The sequence below is a fragment of the Streptomyces sp. NBC_01166 genome (assembly GCF_045039765.1).
GTDB lineage: Bacteria > Actinomycetota > Actinomycetes > Streptomycetales > Streptomycetaceae > Streptomyces.
Map to the genome: position 1 here is coordinate 1,215,501 of NZ_CP108613.1, position 26,448 is coordinate 1,241,948.

The 26,448-nt window shown below is 71.1% G+C and carries 20 protein-coding genes and 2 pseudogenes; 13 read left to right on the top strand and 9 right to left on the bottom strand.

Features of this window, described 5'->3' with window-relative positions; genetic code table 11:
• Positions 1-242: 242 nt before the first annotated feature.
• Entirely contained in the window at positions 243-653 is a 411-nt protein-coding gene (gene arr, locus OG379_RS05575) for an NAD(+)--rifampin ADP-ribosyltransferase (protein WP_405659939.1), read from the bottom strand.
• Between the two features lie 134 nt (positions 654-787).
• Here arr and OG379_RS05580 point away from each other — a divergent pair, with 134 nt between their 5' ends.
• The gene (locus OG379_RS05580) at positions 788-1,207 is read left to right on the top strand and encodes a hypothetical protein (protein WP_405659940.1); all 420 of its coding nucleotides are present in this window, start codon (positions 788-790) and stop codon (positions 1,205-1,207) included.
• Positions 1,208-1,217: 10 nt separating this feature from the next.
• Here OG379_RS05580 and OG379_RS05585 read toward each other — a convergent pair.
• Positions 1,218-1,439, bottom strand: a pseudogene (locus tag OG379_RS05585) (IS110 family transposase); the annotation flags it as partial.
• Between the two features lie 162 nt (positions 1,440-1,601).
• Positions 1,602-2,024, bottom strand: coding sequence for a secondary thiamine-phosphate synthase enzyme YjbQ (locus tag OG379_RS05590; protein WP_405659941.1), 423 nt, complete (start codon positions 2,022-2,024; stop codon positions 1,602-1,604).
• Between the two features lie 75 nt (positions 2,025-2,099).
• On the opposite strand from OG379_RS05590, the gene OG379_RS05595 reads away from it, so the two are divergent.
• Entirely contained in the window at positions 2,100-3,176 is a 1,077-nt protein-coding gene (locus tag OG379_RS05595) for an FAD-dependent oxidoreductase (protein WP_405659942.1), read from the top strand.
• A 126-nt stretch (positions 3,177-3,302) separates the two neighbouring features.
• Here the strand turns inward: OG379_RS05595 and OG379_RS05600 are convergent, their stop codons facing one another.
• Positions 3,303-3,938, bottom strand: coding sequence for a hypothetical protein (locus OG379_RS05600; RefSeq protein ID WP_405659944.1), 636 nt, complete (start codon positions 3,936-3,938; stop codon positions 3,303-3,305).
• Between the two features lie 52 nt (positions 3,939-3,990).
• A complete protein-coding gene (locus tag OG379_RS05605) occupies positions 3,991-5,796 on the bottom strand; it encodes an ABC transporter ATP-binding protein (RefSeq protein ID WP_393756903.1) in 1,806 nt (601 codons plus the stop codon).
• Between the two features lie 153 nt (positions 5,797-5,949).
• Here OG379_RS05605 and OG379_RS05610 point away from each other — a divergent pair, with 153 nt between their 5' ends.
• The 6 genes from OG379_RS05610 (at position 5,950) to OG379_RS05635 (ending at position 16,505) form a co-directional block, all read left to right on the top strand.
• Positions 5,950-6,396 carry a MarR family winged helix-turn-helix transcriptional regulator gene (locus OG379_RS05610; RefSeq protein ID WP_393756905.1) on the top strand — a complete coding sequence of 149 codons (447 nt, stop codon included), beginning with the start codon at positions 5,950-5,952 and terminating at the stop codon, positions 6,394-6,396.
• 45 nt (positions 6,397-6,441) lie between these two features.
• Entirely contained in the window at positions 6,442-9,384 is a 2,943-nt protein-coding gene (locus OG379_RS05615; RefSeq protein ID WP_405659946.1) for an FAD-binding and (Fe-S)-binding domain-containing protein, read from the top strand.
• Positions 9,385-9,751: 367 nt separating this feature from the next.
• Positions 9,752-11,203, top strand: coding sequence for a Gfo/Idh/MocA family protein (locus OG379_RS05620; protein WP_393756909.1), 1,452 nt, complete (start codon positions 9,752-9,754; stop codon positions 11,201-11,203).
• Positions 11,204-11,354: 151 nt separating this feature from the next.
• The gene (locus OG379_RS05625) at positions 11,355-13,187 is read left to right on the top strand and encodes an ABC transporter transmembrane domain-containing protein (protein ID WP_405659948.1); all 1,833 of its coding nucleotides are present in this window, start codon (positions 11,355-11,357) and stop codon (positions 13,185-13,187) included.
• The gene (locus OG379_RS05630; RefSeq protein ID WP_405659950.1) at positions 13,184-14,965 is read left to right on the top strand and encodes an ABC transporter ATP-binding protein; all 1,782 of its coding nucleotides are present in this window, start codon (positions 13,184-13,186) and stop codon (positions 14,963-14,965) included. Before OG379_RS05625 ends, OG379_RS05630 begins: the two co-directional genes overlap by 4 nt.
• Before the next feature lie 178 nt (positions 14,966-15,143).
• Positions 15,144-16,505, top strand: a complete 1,362-nt coding sequence (locus OG379_RS05635) for an NAD(P)/FAD-dependent oxidoreductase (RefSeq protein WP_405659952.1) — start codon at positions 15,144-15,146, stop codon at positions 16,503-16,505.
• A 45-nt stretch (positions 16,506-16,550) separates the two neighbouring features.
• Here OG379_RS05635 and OG379_RS05640 read toward each other — a convergent pair whose 3' ends face one another.
• Together OG379_RS05640 and OG379_RS05645 are read right to left on the bottom strand one after the other, a co-directional pair.
• A complete protein-coding gene (locus OG379_RS05640) occupies positions 16,551-18,086 on the bottom strand; it encodes an ATP-dependent DNA ligase (protein ID WP_393756917.1) in 1,536 nt (511 codons plus the stop codon).
• Between the two features lie 55 nt (positions 18,087-18,141).
• Positions 18,142-18,933: a metal-dependent hydrolase gene (locus OG379_RS05645; RefSeq protein ID WP_393756919.1), complete on the bottom strand. Its 792-nt coding sequence runs from the start codon at positions 18,931-18,933 to the stop codon at positions 18,142-18,144.
• Positions 18,934-19,089: 156 nt separating this feature from the next.
• On the opposite strand from OG379_RS05645, the gene OG379_RS05650 reads away from it, so the two are divergent.
• Both OG379_RS05650 and OG379_RS05655 read left to right on the top strand, forming a co-directional pair.
• Complete coding sequence (locus OG379_RS05650; RefSeq protein ID WP_405659954.1) at positions 19,090-21,603, top strand: DEAD/DEAH box helicase; 2,514 nt, start codon at positions 19,090-19,092, stop codon at positions 21,601-21,603.
• A 34-nt stretch (positions 21,604-21,637) separates the two neighbouring features.
• Entirely contained in the window at positions 21,638-22,513 is an 876-nt protein-coding gene (locus OG379_RS05655; protein WP_393756923.1) for an acyl-CoA thioesterase, read from the top strand.
• A gap of 19 nt (positions 22,514-22,532) precedes the next feature.
• Here the strand turns inward: OG379_RS05655 and OG379_RS05660 are convergent, their stop codons facing one another.
• Complete coding sequence (locus tag OG379_RS05660) at positions 22,533-22,763, bottom strand: DUF6011 domain-containing protein (RefSeq protein ID WP_393756925.1); 231 nt, start codon at positions 22,761-22,763, stop codon at positions 22,533-22,535.
• A 48-nt stretch (positions 22,764-22,811) separates the two neighbouring features.
• Between OG379_RS05660 and OG379_RS05665 the strand changes: the two genes are divergently transcribed.
• Positions 22,812-23,501, top strand: a complete 690-nt coding sequence (locus tag OG379_RS05665; protein WP_405659956.1) for a hypothetical protein — start codon at positions 22,812-22,814, stop codon at positions 23,499-23,501.
• A 134-nt stretch (positions 23,502-23,635) separates the two neighbouring features.
• Here OG379_RS05665 and OG379_RS05670 read toward each other — a convergent pair.
• A pseudogene (locus OG379_RS05670) lies at positions 23,636-23,807 on the bottom strand (trehalase-like domain-containing protein); the annotation flags it as partial.
• 87 nt (positions 23,808-23,894) lie between these two features.
• On the opposite strand from OG379_RS05670, the gene OG379_RS05675 reads away from it, so the two are divergent.
• A complete protein-coding gene (locus tag OG379_RS05675) occupies positions 23,895-24,854 on the top strand; it encodes a DUF389 domain-containing protein (RefSeq protein ID WP_405659958.1) in 960 nt (319 codons plus the stop codon).
• Between the two features lie 112 nt (positions 24,855-24,966).
• A complete protein-coding gene (locus tag OG379_RS05680; RefSeq protein WP_405659960.1) occupies positions 24,967-26,397 on the top strand; it encodes a DUF2252 domain-containing protein in 1,431 nt (476 codons plus the stop codon).
• The last annotated feature ends 51 nt before the right edge of the window (positions 26,398-26,448 follow it).

A 26,448-nucleotide genomic window follows, 5' to 3' on the forward strand; every position in this document is an offset into this window, starting at 1 on the left:
TGGTCGGAGTTTCCGCTGCCAGCGTCAACGACCTCCAGGCCCTCGGTCCGCTCATCCTCGGCGTGCGCGGCTCGTTCGCGGCGCGGTCCGCGCCGGCGGCACCCTGACAAGCTTCGAGCCCGGCTTGCCGAAGCAGCGCGAGCTCAGCCGGTGAACGAGGCTGTCCGGGACGGCTCCGACGTCGTTATCACACCGGCCACACCAAGATCATCTCACTGTGACCAGCGGATACCGGGCAACCTTCAGTTGATGATTTCGGCGCGGTCGTCCAGACGGATTGCGGCCAGCCGGTCTCGCCACGTCTGGAGAGCTTCGGGTGTCTGTCGCGTCCACCCCGTGACCTCGCCGATGATCCGGAGCGGTTCCCTGCTGCGGTAGGAGCGGGTGGGATTGCCAGGGAACTTCTTGTCGGTGACGTTGGGATCGTTCTCGAACTCCCCGGTCGGTTCGACGACATACACTCGCGGGGTCCCGTCGCCGGCGGCGAGTTCAGCGGCGAGTCCCGCGCCGTCGCGCAGCGCAGTGAAGTAGATGTGGTTCATCACGATTTCGGGCCGGTAGTTAGAACGGAAACCTGCGGTGAGGAGATCACCGACCTGCAGCTCGGCCTTCGTGCCGTGATAGAACGGCCCCTCGTCCAACACCTCGTCCATCGACACAGGCTATCAAGCCAAGCTGTCGCGACTGCGAACTATCCGGACACCTCAGGGTCCTAACTCGTCAAGCCGTACGCTCGCAGCCGCTGTGTAGCCTGTCGATCTGTTCGAACGGGATGAGGAGGCCGCCGGTGGATGCCGAAGGAACGCATACTGCGGTCCAGCTTCCCGAAGGGTCCTGGTGCGACTGGGACGTCGTCACCTGGGACGGCGGACAGCTCAGGCTCGCCGCCGACCACGACCTGACCTACCATCACGGCCTGGAACTGATCTTCAGCGAACCGATCTTCGTGAGTTGTCCGTCCGGCTTTCGCGATCCGGTCTTCCGATCCCCGTCGCCCGACGAGCTCCTGAAAGTCACTCGTCAACTCGGCGAGATGCCGACCAACGTGGTCGCCTTCGAGGCCGACGCCGGCGGGCAGGAGCCGGTCTCGTGCCTCATCGCCACAGAGCGCCTCGACATCGTCCAGGAAACCGTCCTGCGATGCTGGCGCGAGGATGCAGGCCCCGATCAGCGCTTCGCTCGCTGGGTGACGTCCCCACGCCAGTAGGCGCACTGGGCTATGCGGCCGCTGTGCCGCCCTGGGCGGTCTGTGCCGGGAAGGCCAGTGCCTCGTCACATGGACGGCACTGCTGGAGGCAGCGGTAGAGCTGGCCGATCATGCGGTCGAAGAGGTTGCGCTGGGCGGCGGCGTGCCAGTCTGCGTGGTTCCCGCGTCGTCGCCGGTAGTGGGCTTCGGCGCCGGGTGAGGCGGTGATCGCGGAGAAGGACCAGAGGTAGCCGCCCCTCGCGGAGGGCTTTGACGACCGGAGACGCCCCCTGACGGCTTGGGAGCCCGCCAGAGGTGGATCACGCTCGGTGACCTGCGGACCGGCAGGCAGCCGTGCTCGCCACTCAGTTGGCGCGGCCGGACTCCTCCTTTACAGTCCCCTCCAAGCAACTCGCTAGCCAAAGAAGCTCAACCGAACCTGACGGTCGGCATTGTCCCCGTTGGTATCGACCAGACACACGGACTGCCACGTCCCCAGTTCCAGCCTCCCCCCGATCACCGGCAAGGTGGCATGCGGCGGCACCAGTGCCGGGAGCACGTGGTCGCGGCCGTGGCCCGGGCTTCCGTGGCGGTGGCGCCAGCGGTCGTCGGCGGGGAGCAGGGTCTGCAGCGCCGTGAGGAGGTCGTCGTCGCTGCCGGCGCCCGTTTCCAGGATCGCGATCCCGGCGGTGGCATGGGGGACGAAGACGTTGAGCAGGCCGTCCCGTCCGTGAGCGACGCGGTCCAGGAACTGCGTGCAGTCGCCCGTCAGGTCCATGACCGTTTCGGCCCGTCCCGTGGTGACGCTCAGCAGGTGTGTGGCAAAGGTGTCGGACATGGCCCCATTCTCTCGTCGTCGGGACGGGCCGCGCCCACCGGGAAGATCCGGGGCCGGGCCAAGGTTGGTAGAAACGTGAACAACTTCGGGACGCGTGAGCTGGACGTGGTCGTCATCGGCGCCGGGCAGGCAGGGCTGTCCGCCGCCTATCACCTCCGCCGCGCCGGACTCGGCCCCGACCGGGACTTCGTCGTGCTGGATCACGCGCCCCGGCCCGGCGGCGCCTGGCAGTTCCGCTGGCCCTCGCTCACGTACGGCAAGGTGCACGGCATGCACGCCCTGCCCGGCATGGAGCTGAGGGACGCTGATGGCAGCCGTCCCTCGTCCGAGGTGATCGGAGCGCACTTCGACGCGTACGAGAGCCGCTTCGGCCTGCAGGTGCACCGGCCTGTCGAGGTGAGCGCCGTACGCGACGGTGAGGCCGGGCGGCTGCTCGTCGAGACCTCCGAGGGTACGTACGCCACGCGCGCCCTGATCAATGCCACCGGCACCTGGGACCGTCCGTTCTGGCCGCGCTATCCGGGTCAGGAGACGTTCCGGGGGCGGCAGCTGCACACCGCCGGCTATCCGGGGCCGGAGGAGTTCGCCGGCCTCCGGGTTGTCGTGGTCGGTGGCGGCGCGTCGGGCACCCAGCACCTGATGGAGATAGCCGAGGTCGCGGCGGAGACGTACTGGGTGACGCGGCGCCCCCCGGTGTTCCGCGACGGGCCGTTCGGCGAGGAGGAGGGGCGGGCCGCGGTGGCCATGGTGGAGGAGCGCGTACGCCGCGGGCTTCCGCCTCAGAGCGTGGTCAGCGTGACCGGACTGCCGCTCAACGACGCCGTCCGGCGCGCACGCGAGCAGGGCGTGCTCGACCGGCTCCCCATGTTCGAGCGGATAACGCCGGACGGGGTGGCCTGGTCCGACGGCCGGACCGTCGACGCCGACGTGATCCTCTGGGCGACCGGCTTCCGGGCGGCCGTCGATCACCTGGCACCGCTGAAGCTCCGCGAACCGGGCGGCGGCATCCGCGTCGAGGACACGCGGGCCGTGCGGGACCCACGCGTCCACCTCGTCGGCTACGGCCCCTCCGCCAGCACCATCGGCGCCAACCGCGCCGGCCGGCAGGCCGTCCGCTCGGTCACCCGGCTGCTGGACAGCGTGCCGGTCTGATCCCGCTCCGGTGCCTGCTTGCCGGCGTCGTCCACTTCGCGGGTTGGCTCGTCTGATCGTTTCTGCACCACGGCGCCGCCGCTCCCCGTCCCACGGGAGCGGCGGCGCTTCCGTGCGTCCGCTCCGTCAGGACCGGGGATCCCTGACGGTGGGTCCGGTGAACGGGGGCAGTTCGGCAAAGCGCGGATCCACCGTGACCCCCTCGGTGAGCGCGTCGAGCGTACGGCGCACCCGGCTGAGCGGGTGGTCGGGGAACTTCGAGTCCCAGCGGAGATGGTCCGCCGCATGGAAGGGAAGGCCGCCCCGCACATCCGGTGCGTAGGGGTGTGGGCGGAAGTACGCGTCGGGGCCGACTTCGGCCATCACGACGGCTTCCCGCATCCCTGTCATCCCGCGCTCGGGTGCCTGGATCTTCACCACGGTGCTGCACGCCTGGCGGGGCACCGTGAAGCTGCCGATGAACACCTGCCCGCTGGGCTGCTGGGGCAGTGGCACCTTGATTATCTGCCGCAGTGCGGGCAGGCCCCCGAGCCGTTTCACCGACGCTTCGATGAGTCCGCCGCCCGCCTGCGCGGTCCAGTGGGTGAGGGTGGTCCGCAGCGCGGGGCCGTCGTCCAGGCCGGCCGGGAGGTCGGGCGGCAGGGCGAAGTAGTACACGGACAGCACATCGCCGTCGTCGTTGGCCCAGGCGTCACCCTGGGCGCCGGCGTCGCTGTCCAGGGGCCGGTATCCGGGGAGTTCCACCCCGAGCAGTGCTCTCATGCGTGGGGATCATGCCGCACCTGCCGGTGGCTTCGCAGCCGGATCCCGCTCCTCAGGTGGCAGCCGGGACCGGATGGCTGTCGCGGCGGATCAGGGCTGCATAGCGTCCGTCCTGCGCGAGCAGTTCCTCGTGCGTGCCACGCTCGACCGTGCGGCCGTCGTCCAGGACGACGATCTGGTCCGCGTCCCTGATGGTCGAGAGCCGGTGCGCGATGGTGAGCGTGGTGCGGCCCTTCGAAAGGGAGTCGATGGCCTGCTGCACGGCGTGTTCCGTACGGGTGTCGAGGGCGCTCGTCGCCTCGTCGAGGATCAGCACGGGCGGGTTCCGGAGAATCGTGCGGGCGATCGCCAGCCGCTGCTTCTCGCCCCCGGAGAATCGGTATCCGCGTTCGCCTACGAGGGTGTCGTAGCCGTCGGGCAGCCCGGCGATGTGCTCGTGGATCTGGGCGGCGCGGGCGGCGGCCTCGATCTCCTCGTCGGTGGCGTCCGGTTTGGCGAAGCGGAGGTTCTCGGCGACCGAGGCGTGGAAGAGGTAGGTCTCCTGCGAGACCACTCCGACGGCACGCGCGAGGGTGTCGAAGTCCAGGTCGCGCACGTCGACGCCGTCGATGGTGACCCGGCCCCCTGTGACGTCGTACAGCCGCGGCACCAGGTAGCTGAGCGTGGACTTGCCCGATCCGGTGGGGCCGACGACCGCCAGGCCGGTCCCGGCGGGCACGGTCACATCGATGCCGCTCAGGGTCGGCCCGCTCTTCTCGTCGTAGCTGAAGGTGACGTCCTCGAAGGCGATCTCGCCGCGGATCTTCTCCAGCCGGACGGGCTTCTCGGGCTCGGTGATGTCCACCCGGAGATCGAGGTACTCGAAGATGCGTGCGAACAGGGCGAGGGACGTCTGCATCTGGACACCGGTGGCGAGCAGGCTCACGGCCGGCCGGAAGAGGCCCTGCTGGAGCGAGACGAAGGCGACCAGGGTGCCGAGGGAGACCGCCGTGGCGCCCGACTGGAGGGTGAGACCGGCTGCCCAGTAGATGACGGCGGGCATGGCGGCCATCACGATCCCGATGGTGGACATCCTCCAGCGCCCCGCCATGTTGGAACGCACCTCGAGGTCGACGAGCCGCTCCGATTCCTCGGAGAAGGCCTTGGTGAGCGAGTCCGAGCGGCCCATGGTCCGGCCGAGCAGGATTCCGCTGACCGAGAGCGATTCGGTGACCGTGGCGGCCATGGCGGCCATCTGCTTCTGGCGCTGGGTGGTGATCTTCTTGCGCTCCCGGCCGACTCGCCGGCTGATCCAGACGAAGACGGGCAGCAGGAGCAGCGAGACGACCGTGAGCCGCCAGTCCAGCGCGAGCATGGCCACCACGGTCGCGATGACGGAGGTGAGGTTGGAGACCAGCGAGGTGGCGGTGGATGTGACCGTCGCCTGCATGCCGCCGATGTCGTTGGCGATACGGGACTGGACCTCGCCCGTGCGGGTCCGGGTGAAGAAGGCGAGCGGCATCCGCTGCAGCTGGGTGTAGACGGCGGTGCGCAGGTCGTGCATGACGCGCTGTCCGACCGTCGTGGAGATCAGGGTCTGCAGGACGCCGAAGACGCTGTTCATCACGGCGGTGAGGATCATGCCGAGCGCGAGCAGCGTGAGCAGCCCCGTGCGCCCCTGGGGGATCGCGGTGTCCAGGATCTCGCGGAGCAGGAACGGGGAGGCGACCGACACCAGGGAGGAGGCGCCGACCAGCAGCCCCACCACCGTGAGTCTGCCGCGGTAGGGCCGGAAGAGCCGGAAGATGCGGCGCAGCTCGGCGGGCGGCTGCCCCGCGCCTGCGGCTGGAGGTGTCCAGACGGGTTCGTCGGGTTTCATGGGCTCCTTCGAGAGCGTGCGAATGAGGGGGCGCCCGTGCGTCCGGCAGCCGGCACCGAGGCCCGGTCGAGCTGACGGGAAGGGCGAACTTTCAAGAGCCTAGCTCATTGTTACCTCTATTCACAATGAACAAGGTCCTGATATTGTTCCCTCATGGACTCCCCCGACTCCGACGGCATGCTCGCCGAGCAGCTGTTGCGGCTCACCCGCCGCCTCCAGCGCATCCAGAGCCGGCAGCTGGAGCCGATCGGCATCACCCCGGCCCAGTTCCGCCTGCTGCGCACGACCGCGCACTACGACGGCGCGCCCCGGATGGCCGATCTCGCCGAGCGCCTGGACGTCGTCCCACGGGCCGTGACCACTCTGGTCGACGGCCTGGAGGCGAGCGGCCGGGTGCGGCGCGCCCCTGATCCGGCCAACCGCCGGGTGGTCCGTATCGAGATCACCGAGGAGGGCCGCGCCGTGCTCCGTTCGATGCGCGCCGCGCGCAAGGCCGCCGCGGAGGAGATCCTGGCTCCATTGACCGCCGAACAGCGTGAGGTGCTCGGCGGACTGCTCACCGCTCTGGTCGACGGGATGCCGGAGCGCCGCCGCTGCTGAGGCACGCGGTGCGGCCGCCGCACCGCACCGTCGAGGGGACCTGACATGCCGCTGTTGGAGCCGAAGCCGGAAGCCCTGCGCCCTGGGACGGCACGCCAGCCGTCCCCCGATCGGGTGCCCGGCTGGAAGGCGTCGGGGACACCGGCGGAGCTGCGGGACGGTCTGACCGCCCTGCTCGGCGCGGAGAAGGTCCTGTGGAAGATCTCCGACCTGGTGCGCTACGCCTCGGACGCCAGCCCCTACCGCTTTCTTCCGCAGGTCGTCGTGGTCCCCGAGGACATCGACGACATCTCCGCGATCCTCTCCTACGCGCACGGCAAGGGCCGTGACGTCGTCTTCCGGGCGGCGGGCACGAGCCTCAACGGCCAGGCTCAGGGCGAGGACATCCTCGTGGACGTACGCCGTCACTGGACGGGGATCGAGGTCCTGGACGACGGGGCGCGGGCCCGGATCCGCCCGGGCACCACCGTCATGCGGGCGAACATCACGCTCGCCCGGCACGGCAGGCTCCTCGGCCCCGATCCCGCCAGCGCGATCGCCTGCACCGTCGGCGGCGTCGTCGCGAACAACGCCTCCGGGATGACCGCGGGGACGACGCGTAATTCGTACCGCACGGTCTCCTCCCTCACCTTCGTCCTGCCGAGCGGCACGGTGGTCGACACGGCCGAGCCCGATGCCGACGAGCTGCTGCGCCACGCGGAGCCGCGCCTGTGCGACGGGCTGATGGCACTCAAGGCGGAGATCGAGGCGGACGCGCCGCTCACGGCCCGGATCCGCGCCAAGTACGAGATCAAGAACACCAACGGCTACCGCCTCGACGCGTTCCTCGACGGATCGACCCCCGTCGAGATCCTGCGCGGGCTGATGGTCGGCTCCGAGGGCACCTTCGGCTTCATCTCCGAGGTCGTCTTCGACACCCTGCCCCTGGACCGGCACGTCTCCTCCGCGCTGCTGTTCTTCCCTTCCCTGACCTCGGCGGCGGCAGCGGTGCCCCGGTTCAACGAGGCAGGCGCGATCGCCGTGGAGCTGATGGACGGCAACACGCTGCGCGCCTCGGTGAGGGTCCAGGGCGTTCCCTCGGACTGGGCGGGTCTCCCGCAGGCCACGGCGGCGCTCCTGGTGGAGTTCCGCGCCCCGGACGAGACCGCGCTGGGGACGTACGAGGAGGCGGCGGCCTCGGTCGTCAGCGGCCTCGACCTCGTCGTGCCGGCCGTCTCCGTCACCAACGAGTTCACCCGGGACGCCGGGACCATCGCGGGGTACTGGACGGCCCGGAAGGCGTTCGTCACCGCCGTCGGCGGCTCCCGTCCGTCGGGCACGACGCTGATCACGGAGGACTTCGCCGTTCCGCCGTCCCGGCTAGCGGAGGCCTGCGAGGCGCTGCTCGAGCTCCAGGCGGTGCACGGCTTCGACGCCGCCGTCGCAGGCCACGCGGCCCACGGGAATCTCCACTTCCTGCTCGCCTTCGACGCCGCGCGGCCCGCCGACGTCGAGCGGTACGCGGCGTTCATGGACGACTTCTGCACGCTGGTCGTGGACCGTTTCGACGGATCGCTGAAGGCGGAGCACGCCACCGGCCGCAACATCGCCCCGTTCCTCGAGCTGGAGTGGGGCCCGAAGGCGACCGAGCTGATGTGGCGTACGAAGCAGGTCATCGACCCCGAGGGGGTGCTGGCGCCGCGGATCGTCCTGGACCGCGACCCGAAGGCACATCTGCGCGGGCTCAAGACCATCCCCTCGGTCGAGCCGGTCGCCGACCCGTGCATCGAGTGCGGCTTCTGCGAACCGACCTGCCCCAGCGAGGACCTGACGACCACTCCGCGCCAACGGATCGTGCTGCGCCGGGAGATGATGCGCCAGCCGGACCGCTCCCCCGTGGAAGCGGGTCTGCTGGACGCCTACGGTTACGACGCCGTGGACACCTGCGCGGGCGACTCCACGTGCAAGCTGGCCTGCCCTGTCGGCATCGACACCGGCGCGATGATGAAGGACTTCCGCCACCATCGGCACTCCGCCCGCGAGGAGCGGGTCGCGGTGCTCACCGCGAAGTACTTCGCGGCGGTGGAGACCACGGCCCGGCTCGCGGTCGCCGCTGCCCACACCGTGCCAGGAACGGCCCGTGACCGGGTGCTCGGGGCCGCGACCAGGCTCGCCCGCCGGGCTGTCCGGCCGGATCTCGTGCCGGAGTGGTTGCCGGAGATCCCCGGCGCCGCCTCGCTCCGGCTCCCCCCGACCTCGCGGGCGGGGGCGAGTGCCGTCTACTACCCGGCCTGCGTGAACCGCATCTTCGCCGGCCCCGAGGACCAGGGCGCGCTGTCGCTCGCCGACGCCGTGGTCTCCGTGTCGGCGCGGGCCGGGAAGCCCGTATGGATCCCCCAGGACGTCGCGGGGACCTGCTGCGCGACGATCTGGCACTCCAAGGGTTACGACGCGGCCAACGCCGTCATGGCCAACCGCATCGTGGAGGCCGCCTGGGGCTGGACCGCGGGTGGCAGGCTGCCGCTTGTGGTCGACGCCTCCTCCTGCACCCTGGGCCTGGCGCACGAGGTGGTGCCCTTTCTCACCGAGGACAACCGGGAGTTGCACCGCGAGCTGACCGTCGTCGACTCGCTCGTCTGGGCGGCCGAGGAGCTGCTTCCCGCCCTGACCGTGTTCCGCAGGACGGGATCCGCCGTGCTCCATCCGACCTGCTCCATGCAGCATCTCGGCGACGTGGCACAGCTGCGTACGGTCGCCGAGGCCTGCGCCGAGGAGGTCGTCGTCCCCGACGACGCCGGCTGCTGTGCCTTCGCGGGCGACCGCGGCATGCTGCACAAGGAGCTCACCGACTCGGCGACCGCCAAAGAGGGTGCCGAGGTGAGGGCCCGGGAGTACGACGCGTATCTGTCGGCCAACCGGATGTGCGAGATCGGCATGGACCGGGCCACCGGCCACCCCTACCACTCGGCGCTGATCGAGCTGGAGCGGGCCACACGGCCGGTCCTCTGACTCCGGGCGCACGCCCACACGCCGGAACCGGGCGCACGCCCACACGCCGGAACCGGGCGCACGCCCACACATCGGAACCGGTCGCACGCCCGCCCGTCTGCAAACCGGGCGCACGCCCGCAGTCCGCTCCCTGCTCCGCAGAGCCGACGGCCCGCCGCCGCCCTCTCGGCCGCTTCCCCGTGCCCGCACACCGCCGCCGCGCCGTCGGCCGCAGCAAAGTCCATGGTTTACGCGCGAGAGTCCAATCGCATCCCTTGCACAACAACAGCCCCACCGTTCAAGGTCCTTACCAAGGTCCGGGCGCCCGCCTCATCACGGGTTCCCGGATTCGTCTGCGCACCGTCGGATCGCCCTTTCTGGAGGCTCGATGAATGACGACGCACCACAGGATCTGGACCCTCTGAACACGGACGACGGCTCGATGAGCCGTCGTTCCGTGCTTCGCACCACAGCCGGGGCAGCCGGTATCGCCGGCGTCGGACTCGGCTTCGGCACCCTCGGCAGCGGCACCGCGGCGGCGGCGGAGAATGCGCCGGCCGCCGCCTCCGGCCCCGCCGCCTCTCCCACCCGCAAGGGCGCCACCATGGCCGGCGTCCCCTTCGAGCGCCGCTCCACCGTGCGGGTCGGCATCGTGGGGCTCGGCAATCGCGGCGGCAGCATGATCGATCTCTTCCTCGCCGTGGCCGGGGTACGGGTCGTCGCGGTCTGCGACCCGGTGAAGGACAAGGCCGAACAGGCCGCCGCGAAGGTCACGGCGGCGGGCCAGCCTGCGCCCGCCGTGTACACGAACGGCGAGGACGACTACGAGAACCTCTGCAAGCGCGGCGACATCGACTTCGTCTACGTGGCCACGCCCTGGGACTTCCACTTCGAGATGGCGAAGACCGCCATGCTCAACGGCAAGCACGTCGGCGTCGAGTGTCCGGTCGCCCTGCGGCTCGACCAGCTCTGGGAGCTGGTCGACCTCTCCGAGCGGACCCGGCGGCACTGCATGCAACTGGAGAACTGCTGCTACGGCCAGAACGAGATGCGGGTGCTGCGGATGGCGCACGCCGGCCTCTTCGGCGATCTGCTGCACGGCGCGGGCGCGTACAACCACGATCTGCGCGGGCTGATGTTCGACCCCGACTACTACGAGGGCCCGTGGCGGCGGCTGTGGCACACCCGGCTGCGCGGTGACCTCTACCCCAACCACGGGTTCGGGCCGGTCGCCAACTACATGGACGTCAATCGCGGCGACCGCGCGGTGTCCATCACCAGCGTCGGCTCCCCCTCGCTCGGCCTCGCCGAGTACCGCGAGAAGCACATGCCGAAGGGCGACCCGAGCTGGAAGGAGACCTATATCGAGAGCGACCGGACGATCAGTCTCGTCCGGACCGCCAAGGGCCGGGTCATCCGCCTGGAGCACGACGTGTCGACGCCCCACCCCTACTCGCGGATCAACAACCTCGGAGGCACCAAGGGCGTCTTCGAGGACTACCCGGCCCGTATCTATCTGGAGCCCGATCACACCGACGACCAGTGGGCGGACTTCTCCGCGTACGCCGACTGGGACCACTGGCTGTGGAAGGAGCACGCCAACCCGCCCGGTGGTCACGGCGGGATGGACTACATGCTGGTGTTCCGGCTGATGCAGTGCATGCGCCTCGGGCTCGTCCCCGACTTCGATGTGTACGACGCGGCCACCTGGACCGCGCCGGTCCCGCTGAGCCACCTCTCCATCAAGGCCGGGGGCGCCCCGCAGCAGATCCCGGACTTCACCCGCGGCGAGTGGAAGAAGGAACGCCCGGGCATGGACTCCCAACAGCCCGACGAGTAGGCCGGATCGGGCCCCGGCGTCGGGGCCCGATCCCCCGCACCGAAATAATCGGTTGCCCCGGGCGGGGTCAGGAAGCGAACCTTGCACGGTTTGGTCCCCCACTGTTCCACGAGGTCCTCCACGGATCTCCGCTTCCGATCCTTGGGACGTCATGCAGATTCGCGATCTTCCGTACTCGGATCCCGGCGATCCCGATGTAAGGTCAGGCCCCCGTTTTCTCTACTGGCTCGGGCGGAACCAGCTCACCGGCCAGCTCAAGTCCCTCGCCTGGGGGCTGCTCCACCACTGCGCGATCGCGGGCCTCCCGCTCGCCGTCGGCCTGGCGGTGGAGGCCGTCATCGACCGGTCCGGCCGTGACCTCGCGAGGGCCGGCGTTCTCCTCACCGTCCTGGGCATCCTCATCGCCCTCGGCGACACCATGCTCCACCGGACGGCGGTCACGAACTGGATCACCGCCGCGGCGCGGGTTCAGCAGCTGCTGGCGCGCAGAACCGCCGAGCTCGGCTCGGCGCTGACCCGGAGGGTGGCGGCCGGAGAAGTGGTCGCCGTGTCCACCGGCGACGTCGAGAAGATCGGATGGTTCGTCGAGGCCCTGTCACGCTTCCTGGCTGCTGCGACCGCGCTGGTGCTGATCTGCGTCGGGCTGGTCTTCTACCTGCCCTCGCTCGGTGTGCTGGTCGCGATCGCCACCCCGGTGCTCGCCCTGACCGTACTTCCGCTGCTCCCCCGGGCCACCCGCCGGGCGGATCTCCAGCGTGAGAAGGCGGGCCGGGCCACGGAACTGGCCTCCGACACGGTCGCCGGGCTGCGGGTGCTGCGCGGCATCGGCGGCGAGGAGCTGTTCCTCGACCGCTACCGGCGTGCGTCCCAGGAGGTCCGCGAGGCGGCCGTCCGCAGTGCGCGGATGTGGGCGCTCATCTCGGCGATCCAGGTGTTCCTGCCGGGAGTTCTGCTGATCTCGCTGGTCTGGTACGGCGCGACGCTGGCCCGGGACGGCCGGATCGACGTCGGCCAGCTGGTCACCGTGTACAGCGCGGCGACCCTGATGCTCTTCCCTCTGCGCAACGTGGAGGAGATCGCCATGGCGTACTCCTTCTCGCGGCCGTCCGCGCAGCGCGCGGTCCGGGTGCTGTCCCTGCGTCGCAGTACCCGTCCCCCGACGGCGGACACCCCTGCTCCCCGGGGCGATCTGTACGACCCGGTGACCGGACTGATGGCGCCGCAGGGCCTGTTCACCGCAGTGGTCTGCGGCGATCCCGACGAGGCGGGACGGCTGGCGGAGCGGCTCGGCGGCCACACCGAGCCCGACGACGACGCTTCCGTGGATGCCCCCTCGGTGCTGCTCGGCGGTGTGCCGCTGGACGAGCTGCCGCTCGACACGGCACGCGCCGCGGTGCTGGTGCAGGACAAGGACCCCGTGCTGCTCTCCGGGACGCTGCGGGAGCTGCTGGACGTCCCGTCCTCGGGCGGCGTGTCGGCCGAGGACGCGCTCGACGCCGCCCGGTGCGGTGACGTGCTGGACGCGCTGGCGCAGGCATCCGTCGACGCGGACGGAGACCCCATGAACACCCGGATCACCGAGCGCGGCAGATCCCTGTCGGGCGGTCAGCGGCAGCGGCTGGCGCTGGCCCGGTCGCTGGTCACCGACCCGGAGGCGCTCGTGCTCGACGAGCCGACGTCCGCCGTGGACTCCCACACCGAGGCCAGCGTCGCCGCCGGTGTCGAGCTGCTGCGCCGGGGCCGTACGACGGTGGCGTTCGCCTCGTCACCGCTGCTGCTGGACGTCGCCGACCGCGTCGTGCTCCTGCACGGGGGCACGGTCGTCGCGGCGGGGACGCACCGCGAACTGCTGCGGAACGACCACCGGTACCGCGCGGTCGTGACCCGTGAGACCGACGACGAGGCCCCTGCGCGGGACGGGATCCCCGCGGCCGACGGCCTCCGGCCGGCCCGGGCGGCCGAAGAAATCGAGGAGACGGCATGATCGGCCTGGCCACACCGGAGTACGACCCGGCGGCACCGCAGTCGGCGACGACCCTGCCGGTCGGTACACCGACGACCGTACGGACGTATGTACGTGCCCTGCTGCGGCGCCACCGCAGGCCGTTCGCGGTGCTGATCGCCGCCAACGCGGTCGCGGTGATCGCGTCGATCACCGGCCCCTACCTGCTCGGCGGACTCGTCGAGGACCTGTCGAACGGTGTCACCGACCTCCATCTGGAGCGCACCGCCGCGGTGTTCGCCCTGGCGCTGGTCGTGCAGACCGTGTTCACGCGGGCGATGCGGCTGCGCGGGGCGATCCTCGGCGAGGAGATGCTGGCCGATCTGCGCGAGGACTTCCTCGTACGCTCGGTGGGCCTGCCTCCCGGTGTCCTGGAGCGGGCCGGGACGGGTGATCTGCTGTCCAGGATCACCACGGACGTCGACCGGCTGGCCAACGCGATGCGTGAGGCCGTGCCGCAGCTGGCGATCGGGGTCGTCTGGGCGGGGCTGCTGCTCGGCGCGCTGACCGTCACCGCCCCGCCACTGGCGCTCGCCGCCCTGATCGCGCTTCCGGTGCTGGTCGTCGGCTGCCGCTGGTACTTCCGGCGGGCGCCCTCGGCGTACCGCTCGGAGGCGGCCGGGTATGCGGCGGTCGCGGCCGCGCTCGCCGAGACCGTGGACGCCGGGCGGACCGTCGAGTCCCACCGGCTGGGGTCCCGCAGGGTCGCGCTGTCTGACCGGCGGGTCGCGGAGTGGACAGCATGGGAGCGGTACACCCTGTTCCTGCGCTCGGTGCTCTTCCCGGTCATCAACACCACGTACGTGACGATTCTCGGCGCGGTGCTGATGCTCGGCGGCTGGTTCGTGATCGAGGGCTGGATCACCGTCGGGCAGCTGACGACGGGGGCGCTGCTGGCGCAGATGATGGTGGACCCGATCGGCCTGATCCTGCGCTGGTACGACGAGCTGCAGGTCGCCCAGGTGTCGCTGGCCAGGCTCGTCGGCGTGCGGGAGATCGAGCCCGACGCCGGTGACGACCTCGTCGGTCCCGAAGGCCGGGAGGTGAAGGCCCAGGAGGTGCACTTCGGTTACCGCGCGGGCGTGGACGTCCTGCACGAGGTGTCCCTGGACGTCGCCCCGGGTACGCGGCTGGCGCTGGTCGGGCCGTCGGGTGCGGGCAAGTCCACGCTGGGGAGGCTGCTGGCGGGGATCTACGCGCCCCGGGCGGGTTCGGTCTCGCTGGGCGGTGCCGAACTGTCCCGGATGACGGCCGAGCGGGTACGGACCCATGTGGCTCTCGTCAACCAGGAGCACCACGTGTTCGTGGGATCGCTCCGGGACAACCTCCTGCTCGCCCGTACGGGAGCCGAGGACGCCGAGCTGTGGGCTTCGCTCGCCGCTGTGGACGCGGACGGCTGGGCGAAGGCTCTCGACGCGGGTCTGGACACGGAGGTCGGCTCGGGCGGTCTGGCCCTCACCCCTGCTCAGGCGCAGCAGATCGCCCTGGCCCGCCTCGTCCTGGCGGACCCGCACACGCTGGTGCTGGACGAGGCGACGTCGCTGCTGGACCCGCGGGCGGCCCGGCACCTGGAGCGGTCGCTGGCGCAGGTGCTGGACGGCCGCACGGTGGTGGCGATCGCGCACCGGCTGCACACCGCGCACGACGCGGATGTGATCGCGGTGGTCGAGGACGGCCGGATCAGCGAACTGGGCAGCCACGACGAGCTGGTGGCCGCGGAGGGTGCGTACGCGTCGCTGTGGCGCTCCTGGCACGGCTGAGCCACGGGCGGCCGTCGCCGTCCCGGCCGGGGCCCTGCCACGTGTCACCGTCCCGGCGGCAGGGCCCCGCCGCACAAGAGGCGAACTCGGTCCCCTCCGGTAAGGATGAGGGAGTGACTGGCCTCGGATACGGGGCAGGCGAGCGATGACCGCGTAAGCCCGAGAAGGGACGCACACCGTGGCACGACCCAGGATTCTCGTTGTCGGCGCCGGCTTTGCCGGGGTCGAGTGCGTACGCCGGCTGGAGCGCACTCTCGCGCCCGGCGAGGCGGACATCGCGCTCGTCACCCCGTTCTCGTACCAGCTCTACCTGCCGTTGCTCCCTCAGGTCGCTTCCGGGGTGCTCACCCCCCAGTCGGTCGCCGTCTCCCTGCGTCGCAGCCGGCGCCACCGCACCCGGATCGTGCCGGGCGGGGCCATCGGGGTGGACACCAAGGCGAAGGTCTGCGTGGTCCGCAAGATCACGGATGAGATCGTGAACGAGCCGTACGACTACATCGTGCTGGCCGCGGGCAGCGTCACCCGGACCTTCGACATCCCTGGGCTGGTCGAGAACGCCCGGGGCATGAAGACCCTGGCGGAGGCCGCCTACATCCGGGATCACGTCATCTCCCAGCTCGATCTGGCCGATGCCAGTCACGACGAGGAGGAGCGGGCGTCGCGGCTGCAGTTCGTGGTGGTGGGCGGCGGGTACGCCGGCACCGAGACGGCCGCCTGTCTGCAGCTGCTCACCACCAACGCGGTCAAGCACTACCCGAGGCTGGACCCGAAGCTGATCAAGTGGCATCTGATCGACATCGCGCCGAAGCTCATGCCGGAGCTCGGTGACAAGCTCGGTCTCAGCGCCCTGGAGATCCTGCGCAAGCGCGGGATCGAGGTCTCGCTGGGTGTCTCCGTGGCCGAGGCGGGGCCGGACAAGGTGACGTTCACGGACGGCCGGGTGCTCCCCTGCCGCACGCTGATCTGGACCGCCGGGGTCGCCGCGAGCCCGCTCATCGCCACCCTCGACGCCGAGACGGTCCGCGGCCGCCTCGCCGTGACGCCGGAGATGACGCTGCCCGGCAGCGACGGCGTGTTCGCGCTCGGCGACGCGGCGGCGGTGCCGGACCTGGCCAAGGGCGACGGGGCGATCTGCCCGCCCACCGCTCAGCACGCCATGCGCCAGGGCCGCAAGCTCGCGGACAACATCATCGCGTCGCTGCGTGGCCGTCCGCTGCAGCCGTACGTCCACAAGGACCTCGGGCTGGTCGTGGACCTCGGCGGCCGGGACGCGGTGTCCAAACCGTTGGGCATCGAGCTGAAGGGCCTGCCGGCCCAGGCCGCGGCGCGCGGCTACCACTGGGCGGCGCTGCGGACGAACGTCGCGAAGACCCGCGTCATGACCAACTGGCTGCTCAACGCGATCGCCGGTGACGACTTCGTGCGGACGGGGTTCCAGGCCCGCAAGCAGGCGACCCTGCGCGACTTCGAGTACACGGACGCGTATCTCACGCCGGAGGAGATCCGCGCGCACACGGCCGGCGCCGACGTCCGCGGCTGAACCGCCCGCCCGGCCCCTGTCCCCGCCGCGGGGCGGGGGCCGGGGTCATGTCCGGCGGGAGAGCACCGTGTCGACGGTGTCCGCCTCATCGGCCCGCTTGTCCTCGCGGTAGCGCAGGACACGGGCGAACCGCAGCGTGACACCCGCCGGGTAGCGCGTGGAGGCCTGGAGTCCGTCGTAGGCGATCTCCACGACCAGTTCCGGGCGCACCGTCACCACGTGCCCGTCGTCGCCGGTGGCCAGCTCCCGGAGCCGTTCGGTCTGCCACGTGAGCACCGTGTCCGTGAGCCCCTTGAAGGTCTTGCCCAGCATCGCGAACGTGCCGTCCTCCCGGCGTGCCCCCAGGTGCAGGTTGGAGAGCTTCCCGGTGCGTCGGCCGTGGCCCCATTCGGCGGCGAGCACCACGAGGTCCAGGGTGTGCACGGGTTTCACCTTGAGCCAGGAGGCGCCCCTGCGGCCGGCGCTGTACACCGCCGTGTCGCCCTTGACGACGACGCCCTCGTGGCCGCGGGCCAGTGTGGCCTCGGAGAACGCCACGGCCGCCTCGCGCTGCGCCTCGTCCGCCGGGTCCTCCACGACGACGCGGCGTACGCGCATCGGCTCGGGGACCAGCCCTGCCAGTTCCCGGTGGCGTTCGGCGAAGGGGAGGTCGAGGAGCTCGCGGCCGTCGACGGACAGCACGTCGAAGAAGACGGGGACCACGGGGACGGCGCCCGCGGCGGTGGCGACGTCGCGCCGGGATCCGACCCGGCCGGCGGTCTCCTGGAACGGCCGGGGCCTCCCGTCGTCCCCGAGCGCGATCACCTCGCCGTCGAGGATGAACCGGTCCGCGGGGAATCCGGTCACCGCCGCCGCGAGTTCGGGGAGCCGGTCGGTGATGTCGTCGAGGGTGCGGGTGTAGACGCCGACCCGCTCGCCGTCGCGGTGCACCTGCACGCGGATGCCGTCCAGCTTCTCCTCGACGGCGCAGGAGCCCAGCCGGTCGATCGCTTCGGTCACCGAGCGGGCGGTGTGCGCGAGCATGGGCTGGACCGGCCGTCCGACGGTGAGCCGGAAGGACGCGAGGCCCCCGGGGCCGTCCGCCAGCAGGGTGCGGGCGACGGGTCCGAGCGACCCGGCGAGCATGACGGCGCGCCGTACGTCGGCGGGCGGTGCTCCGGCGGCGTCGGCCAGGGCGTCGACGGCGACGGCGTCCAGCGCGCCCTGCCGCACCTCACCGGTGAGCAGTGCGCGAAGGAAGCGCTGCTCGTCGGCGGTGGCGGCAGCGAGAAGACCGGTCAGGCGTTCCTTGCGGGCGGCCTGCGAGCCCGGGCCGCCGAGGGCTCCGATGGCCGTCAGCTCCGCGTCGGTCTCCGTGACGGTCAGCGTGGGCGTGTCGGCGGGCGTCACGTCGTGGCGCAGGGCGCTCCAGCCGATCCCGAGCCGGCCCTGCGGGAGGCGCCCGGCAAGGTAGGGGATGACGACCGGGACGTCGTCAGGGCCCGCCTCCCGGAAGAGCCCGGCCAGCAGGGCCGTCTTCCGGGTACGGGCCGACGTCGCGGCGACCTCCAGGGACACATGGGCGAGCCTGGCGAGCAGCATGCCGCCATGGTGCTACGGCGGCGGGCTCGCCGCCCCCCGGAGGGCGCTCCTGGCGTCAGATGACGTTGAGCGCCGCCGCGGCGCCCACTCCCCCGAGGATCATGAAGAGGGGCATCAGCACCTTGAGCTCCACCCAGCTGCCGGCCCGGAACCGCATGGCCTTCGGCGGCCCGAGCGGATACCAGCGCTTACGGCCCAGCGGTATCGGCCACAGGATCGGGCAGCCCGAGACGGTCAGGGCGTCGCCGATGTCATGGACGAGGGCGCCGAGCACGATGGGGAGTCCGAGCCAGAGGTACTCCTGGCCGGGCGCGGTGAACAGCCAGTCCGAGCCGTTGCCCGGCTGGTCGAGCACTCCCGCGAGGATCCAGGCGCTGGTCGCGCCGAGCAGCCATACGAGGACGTCGCTGGAGACCCTGGCCGCCCGCCACAGCAGGCCTTCCACGGCGAGCACGAGATGGACGAAGAGGATGCCCAGGACCGCCCACCGGCCGCCGAAGACGGCGGCGGCAGAGGCTCCGGCGCCGATCAGCACCGCCCAGAGCCAGGTGTGGGTGAGGGTGCGGTGGCCGCCGTTCCTGCGCGGGTCGCCGGGGCCCCGGGTCGCCTTGTAGACGGAGTACGAGAGCTTGTCGACTATCTCGCAGACACCCTTGGAGATCGGTCCGAAGGCCCGGGAGATGGTGGCCGACTTGTGGTCGAGGTCCGGGGCGAGCGCGGCGCCGGCGGTGATCAGGGCCCCCACGGCCAGGACGGGCCAGGGCATCGTGTGGCCCATGGCGGCGGCCGCGGCACCCACCCCCAGCCAGGCCGCTGCCCCTGACAGAGAGTGTGCCGGTCCCATCATGGCTGTTCCCGCCCCCATCGTGATTCGGCCGTGTGTCCAGGCCGGGCCGCCATCGTCTGTGTGCGGCAGCCGAGTTGAGTGGGAAGCGTATCGTCCGTGATCTTCGCGGGATCCTCCGGTTCCCTCATCCGGGCCGGAGGCATGCAAGATGGGGGCGTGACCCTTATCGATCAGCTGCCCCCGACCGCAGACCCGGACGCCCTCTTCGAGGCCTTCTCGTCATGGACCGAATCGCAGGGCATCACCCTCTATCCGGCTCAGGAGGAGGCGCTGATCGAGGTGGTCTCCGGGGCCAATGTGATCCTCTCCACCCCCACGGGGTCCGGAAAGAGCCTGGTGGCGGCGGGTGCGCACTTCACGGCGCTGGCCCAGGACAAGGTCACCTTCTACACCGCGCCCATCAAGGCGCTGGTCTCGGAGAAGTTCTTCGACCTGTGCAAGCTCTTCGGCACGGAGAACGTCGGCATGCTGACCGGGGACGCCTCGGTCAATGCCGACGCCCCGGTCATCTGCTGCACCGCCGAGGTGCTCGCGTCGATCGCGCTGCGTGACGGCAAGTACGCCGACATCGGCCAGGTCGTGATGGACGAGTTCCACTTCTACGCGGAGCAGGACCGCGGCTGGGCGTGGCAGATCCCGATCCTGGAGCTTCCGCAGGCCCAGTTCGTCCTGATGTCGGCCACCCTCGGCGACGTCAAGATGTTCGAGGAGGACCTGACCCGCCGGACCGGCCGCCCGACGTCCGTCGTGCGCTCCGCGACCCGGCCGGTGCCGCTGAGCTACGAGTACCGCCTGACGCCGATCACGGAGACGCTCACGGAGCTCCTGGACACCCGGCAGTCGCCCGTCTACATCGTGCACTTCACGCAGGCCGCGGCGGTGGAGCGGGCGCAGTCGCTGATGAGCATCAACATGTGCACGAAGGAGGAGAAGGAGAAGATCGCCGACCTGATCGGCAACTTCCGCTTCACCACCAAGTTCGGCCAGAACCTCTCCCGCTACGTGCGCCACGGAATCGGGGTGCACCACGCGGGCATGCTCCCCAAGTACCGCCGCCTCGTCGAGAAGCTCGCGCAGGCGGGCCTGCTGAAGGTCATCTGCGGCACGGACACGCTCGGCGTCGGCGTCAACGTGCCCATCCGCACGGTGCTCTTCACCGCCCTCACCAAGTACGACGGCACCCGGGTGCGCACGCTGCGCGCCCGTGAGTTCCACCAGATCGCGGGCCGCGCCGGCCGTGCCGGGTTCGACACGGCGGGCTTCGTCGTCGCGCAGGCCCCCGAGCACGTCATCGAGAACGAGAAGGCCGTCAAGAAGGCGGGCGACGACCCCAAGAAGAAGCGCAAGGTGGTCCGCAAGAAGGCCCCCGAGGGCTTCGTCGCCTGGTCGGAGACCACCTTCGACAAGCTGATCCAGTCCGAGCCGGAGCCGCTGACCTCCCGCTTCCGGGTCACGCACACGATGCTGCTCTCGGTGATCGCCCGCCCGGGCAACGCCTTCGAGGCGATGCGTCATCTGCTCGAGGACAACCACGAGCCGCGCAAGGCGCAGCTGAGGCACATCCGCCGGGCCATCGCGATCTACCGCTCGCTGCTCGACGGCGGTGTGGTGGAGCAGCTCGACACACCCGACGCCGAGGGCAGGATCGTACGGCTCACCGTCGACCTCCAGCAGGACTTCGCGCTCAACCAGCCGCTGTCCACCTTCGCGTTGGCCGCCTTCGACCTGCTGGACGCCGAATCCCCCTCGTACGCCCTGGACATGGTCTCCGTCGTCGAGTCGACGCTCGACGACCCGAGGCAGATCCTGGCCGCCCAGCAGAACAAGGCGCGGGGCGAGGCCATCGGGCGGATGAAGGCGGACGGTGTCGAGTACGAGGAGCGGATGGAGCTGCTCCAGGAGGTCACGTACCCCAAGCCGCTGAGCGAGCTGCTCTGGCACGCGTACGACGTGTACCGCACGAGCCACCCGTGGGTCGGCGACCACCCCGTGTCGCCGAAGTCGGTGATCCGCGACATGTACGAACGGGCCATGACCTTCACGGAGTTCACCTCGAACTACGAGCTGGCCCGCACCGAGGGCATCGTCCTGCGGTACCTGGCGAGCGCGTACAAGGCCCTCGAGCACACCATCCCCGACGACCTGAAGTCCGAGGACCTGGAGGACCTGATCGCCTGGCTGGGCGAGATGGTGCGTCAGGTGGACTCCAGCCTGCTGGACGAGTGGGAGCAGCTGGCCAACCCGGAGGTGGAGACCGCCGAGCAGGCGCAGGAGCGGGCCGACGAGGTCAAGCCGGTGACGGCCAACGCCCGTGCCTTCCGTGTGCTGGTGCGCAACGCGATGTTCCGCCGGGTGGAGCTGGCCGCGTTGGACCGGGTCCGCGACCTGGGCGAGCTGGACGCCGACTCGGGCTGGGACGAGGACGCCTGGGGCGAGGCGATGGACGACTACTGGGAAGCGCACGAGGAGCTGGGTACGGGCCCGGACGCGCGCGGCCCGAAGCTCCTGAAGATCGACGAGGACCAGGAGCACGGTCTCTGGCGGGTGTGGCAGGCCTTCGCCGACCCGGCAGGGGACCACGACTGGGGAATTCGTGCGGAGGTCGATCTCGCGGCCTCCGACGAGGAGGGCCGGGCGGTCGTCCGGGTCACGGCCGTGGGCCAGCTGTGACGGCGCGCCGGCCAGGAGAGTGGAGAAGAACCGCATGACGAACCCCGCCGACGGACTGGTCGATCTGCTCGACCTGGAGCGGATCGAGGTCAACATCTTCCGTGGCCGCAGCCCCGACGAGTCCCTGCAACGGGTCTTCGGCGGGCAGGTCGCGGGCCAGGCGCTGGTCGCGGCCGGCCGCACGACCGACGGGGACCGTCCCGTCCACTCGCTGCACGCCTACTTCCTGCGTCCGGGCCGTCCCGGCGTGCCGATCGTCTACGACGTGGAGCGGGTGCGGGACGGCCGGTCCTTCACCACGCGCCGGGTCACGGCCGTGCAGCAGGGCCGGACGATCTTCAATCTGACGGCGTCCTTCCACCGCCCGGAGGAGGCCGGCTTCGAGCACCAGCTGCCGCCGGCCCGCGTCGTGCCCGGTCCGGACGAGCTGCCGACGGTCGCCGACGAGGTGCGCGAGCACCTGGGCGGTCTGCCGGAGGCACTGGAGCGGATGGCCCGGCGCCAGCCCTTCGACATCCGCTACGTCGACCGGCTGCGCTGGACGCGTGAGGAGATCAAGGACGCGGACCCGCGCAGCGCGGTGTGGATGCGCGCGGTCGGGCCCCTGGGCGACGACCCGCTCGTGCACACCTGCGCACTGACGTACGCGAGTGACATGACGCTGCTGGACGCGGTACGTATCCCGGTCGAGCCGCTGTGGGGGCCGCGCGGCTTCGACATGGCGTCGCTGGACCACGCCATGTGGTTCCACCGGCCGTTCCGGGCGGACGAGTGGTTCCTCTACGACCAGGAGTCGCCCATCGCCACGGGTGGCCGTGGACTGGCCAGGGGGCGGATCTACGACCGTCAGGGGCAGCTCCTGGTGTCCGTGGTGCAGGAGGGGTTGTTCCGCCGTCTCGACGGCGCGTAGGCCCTGCGTGCGCGGTCGGTCAGGTGCCGGGCAGCGGGTCCTGGTCGACCTCGTGGCGGCGGGTCCGGATGTCCGGGCCCGTGGGATGCAGCTTGGCGTCGCAGGCGGGGCCCAGCCCCGTGCGGCGTGATTCCGCTCCGGTGAGGGGCCGCCCGCAGAGGGCGCACCTCACCGGGCGCCGGCCCTCGCGACGGCCGGCGTCCGGCTGCGGTCCGGGGAAGAGTTCAGGAAAGGGCTCGGGGGGTTCCACGTACGGATCCTCTCAGGCCGGTGTGACACACCACGGAGGGGCACAGCGGTGAGCAGCGTACTGAGGATGGTGCCCGCGCCACGGGGCGAGGGGCCGGCCGGGGGCGGTGCCGCCGCTCCGGTGGGGCACCAGGTGTTGTGTGCGGACGGCTCGGCGCCCGAGCGCGTGGCGGCGTACGTGGAGCGCGAACTGCCGCCGGGCGGGATACCCGTCTACCGGGCGGCACGGGGCAGCGGTGCGCGCTCCTTCGTCCTGTGGGCGGACGAGCACCGCCGGGAGCGGCTGGCCACCCTGGTGACGGTGTCCGCCGGGAGCGGTGTCGCGGCCTACCAGGTGCTCGGGGCACACGGAGAGCTGATCGGCACGGTCGTCCGTGAGAAGGCGCTGCGGGGCAGGGGGCTGCGTACCCGCTGGACGGTGACCCCTGCGGGCGGCCAGGAGGCGGTGGGCTTCAAGGGCAGGATCCTCTGGTGGTGCGTGTGGTGGCTGCTCTCCCCGCTGCAGACGTTGATCATCGTGGCGAGTCTGCTCAGCGGCGACGGTGACGCGGCGCGTGGGCCCCGCCGCATCGTGTGGCGTGCGGGCGGGCAGGTTCCGGTGGAGTTCAGGTCGAAGGGCGACACGGTGCACCTGCACGCGCCCGGGTACGACCGGCGGCTGGGTGCGGCGCTCGTGGCCGTGCTGCGCACGTTCGACAGCCCGCTGCTCGGCAAGGAGTGGGACGACGGGAAGGACTGACGGCCGGTCCGCTGCCGGTCGGGCGGCTCGTCGAGGATCCGGGCCGCTGTGATGAGTGACAGGTGGGTGAACACCTTCGGGAAGTTGCCCGGTTGCTCGCCGCGGGGGCCGATCTCCTCGGCAAAGACGCCGGCGTCGGGCGAGAGGCGCACGTAGCCGCCGCGGTCGAGCAGGGCGGCGAAGATGCTCGGGGAGTCGAAACGGGGGGCCGGTGAACCAGTCGACGACGCCCTGCGCCGACACCAGCGCACCCGTCTGCAGTTCACCGACCAGACCATGGGCCGCTATGGGAAGGTATCGGTCCATGACCGTCCAATGTCCGCTTTACCACTGTGAAAGCCACTATCCGGGAAAGGCCTCCCACCCTCTCCTCAAACCTCGCGGAGGTGCAGCGTGGACATGATCCACGTCCGCGCGGTCAGCCCGCCGGACCTCACGGGGCGGGTCGAGGAGCTCCTGGCGGGCGATCCGTACGTCCTGAACCTGATCGTGCAGCGGGGCGCCGCGCGTAACCCCGTCGGCGACTCCGTCGCATGCGACGTGCTGACGGGAGCCGCGAACGAGGTCCTGCGCGGCCTGCGGGACCTCCGGGTCGATGTCCACGGATCGGTCGTCATCGAGCCGGTCGACATGGCGTTCCCGGGCCGGGCCTCGGAAGGCGCCACGCGACGGCTCGGGGCACTCGCCGGCACACCGGTCTGGGAACAGGTGGAGGCCCGCATCCGGTCCGGGGGGCGATACGCACCGAGCTTCTACCTCTACCTGGTCGTCGCGGGCCTGATCGGATCCGTGGGCATCGTGACCAACTCCCAGATCCTGATCGTGGGCGCGATGGTCGTCGGCCCGGAATACGGGGCGATCGTCGCCGTGGCCCTGGGCCTCGACAGGGGGGACCGGGGCATGGTCCGCACCGGTCTGTCCGCTCTCTGGAAGGGCTTTCTGCTGACGGTGGCGGTCACCCTCCTCTTCAGTCTGCTCATCCGCGGCTTCGGCCTGCAGTCGGAGGCGTTCGACCGGGGGCTGCGTCCCGTCTCCAATCTGATCAACACCCCCAACTTCTTCTCCTTCGCGGTCGCCGCCCTGGCCGGTGTCGTCGGCATCGTGTCGCTCACCGAGGCCCGCACGAGCGCCCTCCTGGGAGTGTTCATCTCGGTGACGACGATCCCGGCGGCCTCCGCCATCAGCGTCTCCGCGGCCTTCGCCGGCTGGTCCGAGGCCTGGGGTTCCCTCATCCAGCTCCTGGTCAACATCGCCGTGCTGATCGTGGTGGGGGCTCTCGCACTCAGGTCCCAGCGGGCCATCTGGCGGCGCGTGGGCCGGAGACAGGGGGCGCGCGGCGGCGGGCCGTCCTGAGGCCCCGCGAGCGGAGCGGCCCCGGGTCGCGCCGAGCGGCCGGAACGGCGTCCGGCCGGGATGATGGGGGCAGGGCCGCCCGCAGGCCCCGCGCGCAGTCAGGAGGGCCGCCATGCCCCAGGAACGCACCTCACCACTCCGTGCCCTGCCCGGCGCGACACCGAAGGAACGGGCCGCGCTCGGCAGGGCGGCCCGCAAACAGGTCCCCAGGTCCAGCCATCACGCGTACGAGCCGCCGTCCGACCGGCCGGACCCGCTGACCATCCTGGAGGCGCAGTCGGCGGCCAGGGTGCAGGAGCTCGTCCCGATCCGGTACGGGCGGATGGCGGAGTCGCCGTTCCGCTTCTACCGGGGCGCCGCGGCCGTCATGGCGTCCGATCTCGCCGGGACACCGGACTCCGGGATCAGGGCCCAGCTCTGCGGTGACGCCCACCTCCTGAACTTCAGGCTGCTCGCCTCCCCCGAGCGCCACCTGCTGTTCGACATCAACGACTTCGACGAGACGCTGCCCGGGCCCTGGGAGTGGGATGTCAAGCGCCTCGCGGCCAGCTTCGTCATCGCGGGGCGGGCCAACGGATTCACGGACCGCGAGCGGAAGCGCATCGTGCGGGCCACGGTGCGGTCGTACCGGGAGTCGATGATCCGGTTCGCCGGCATGCGAAACCTCGATGTCTGGTACACGCAGATCGACGAGGGGCAGCTCCGGGCGGCGGGCGCCGACAAACTGGCCGCCAGAGGCCGCGAGCGCCTGGCCAGGGCGACCGCGAAGGCCCGCACCCGGGACAGCCTGCAGGCGTTCGACAAGCTCACCGAGGTGTCCGGCGGACGGCTCCGGCTCTCGGCGGATCCGCCGCTGCTCGTACCGGTCGAGGACCTGTTGGAGGACGTCGAGCGCGATGTCACGGAGCGGCAGTTCCGGAGACTCCTACGACGCTACGGCCGCAGCCTCCCGTCGGACCGGCGGGCCCTGCTCGCCGACTTCCGCCCGGTGGACATGGCCCGCAAGGTCGTGGGGGTGGGCAGCGTCGGAACCCGCTGCTGGATCATCCTCCTGCTCGGCCGGGACGGCGGCGATCCGCTCCTCCTGCAGGCCAAGGAGGCCGACACCTCGGTACTCGCGCCGTTCGCGGGGCCGAGCGCGTACCGGAACCAGGGCGAGCGCGTGGTGGCCGGCCAGCGCCTGATGCAGGCGGCCGGCGACATCTTCCTCGGCTGGGAGCGGGTGGACGGGTTCGACGGGCGGCGCCGGGACTTCTACGTACGCCAACTGCGCGACTGGAAGGGCATCGCCGAGCCGGAACTGATGGTGCCGCGCGGGATGGCCGCCTTCGGCGAGTTGTGCGGGACGACCCTGGCCCGCGCCCACGCGCGATCCGGTGACCGGATAGCCATCGCGGCCTATCTGGGGCACGGTGACGTGTTCGACCGGGCACTGGCGACGTTCGCCGAGCTGTACGCCGACCGGAACGAGCGGGACCACCGGGCGCTTACCGACGCGGTTGCGGCGGGCCGTCTCCCCGCCGCCGGGCCGGACGCACGGTAGCGGTGGCCCGAATCGCCGGGCGTGAACAGCGGGTACATCACGGACAGAACG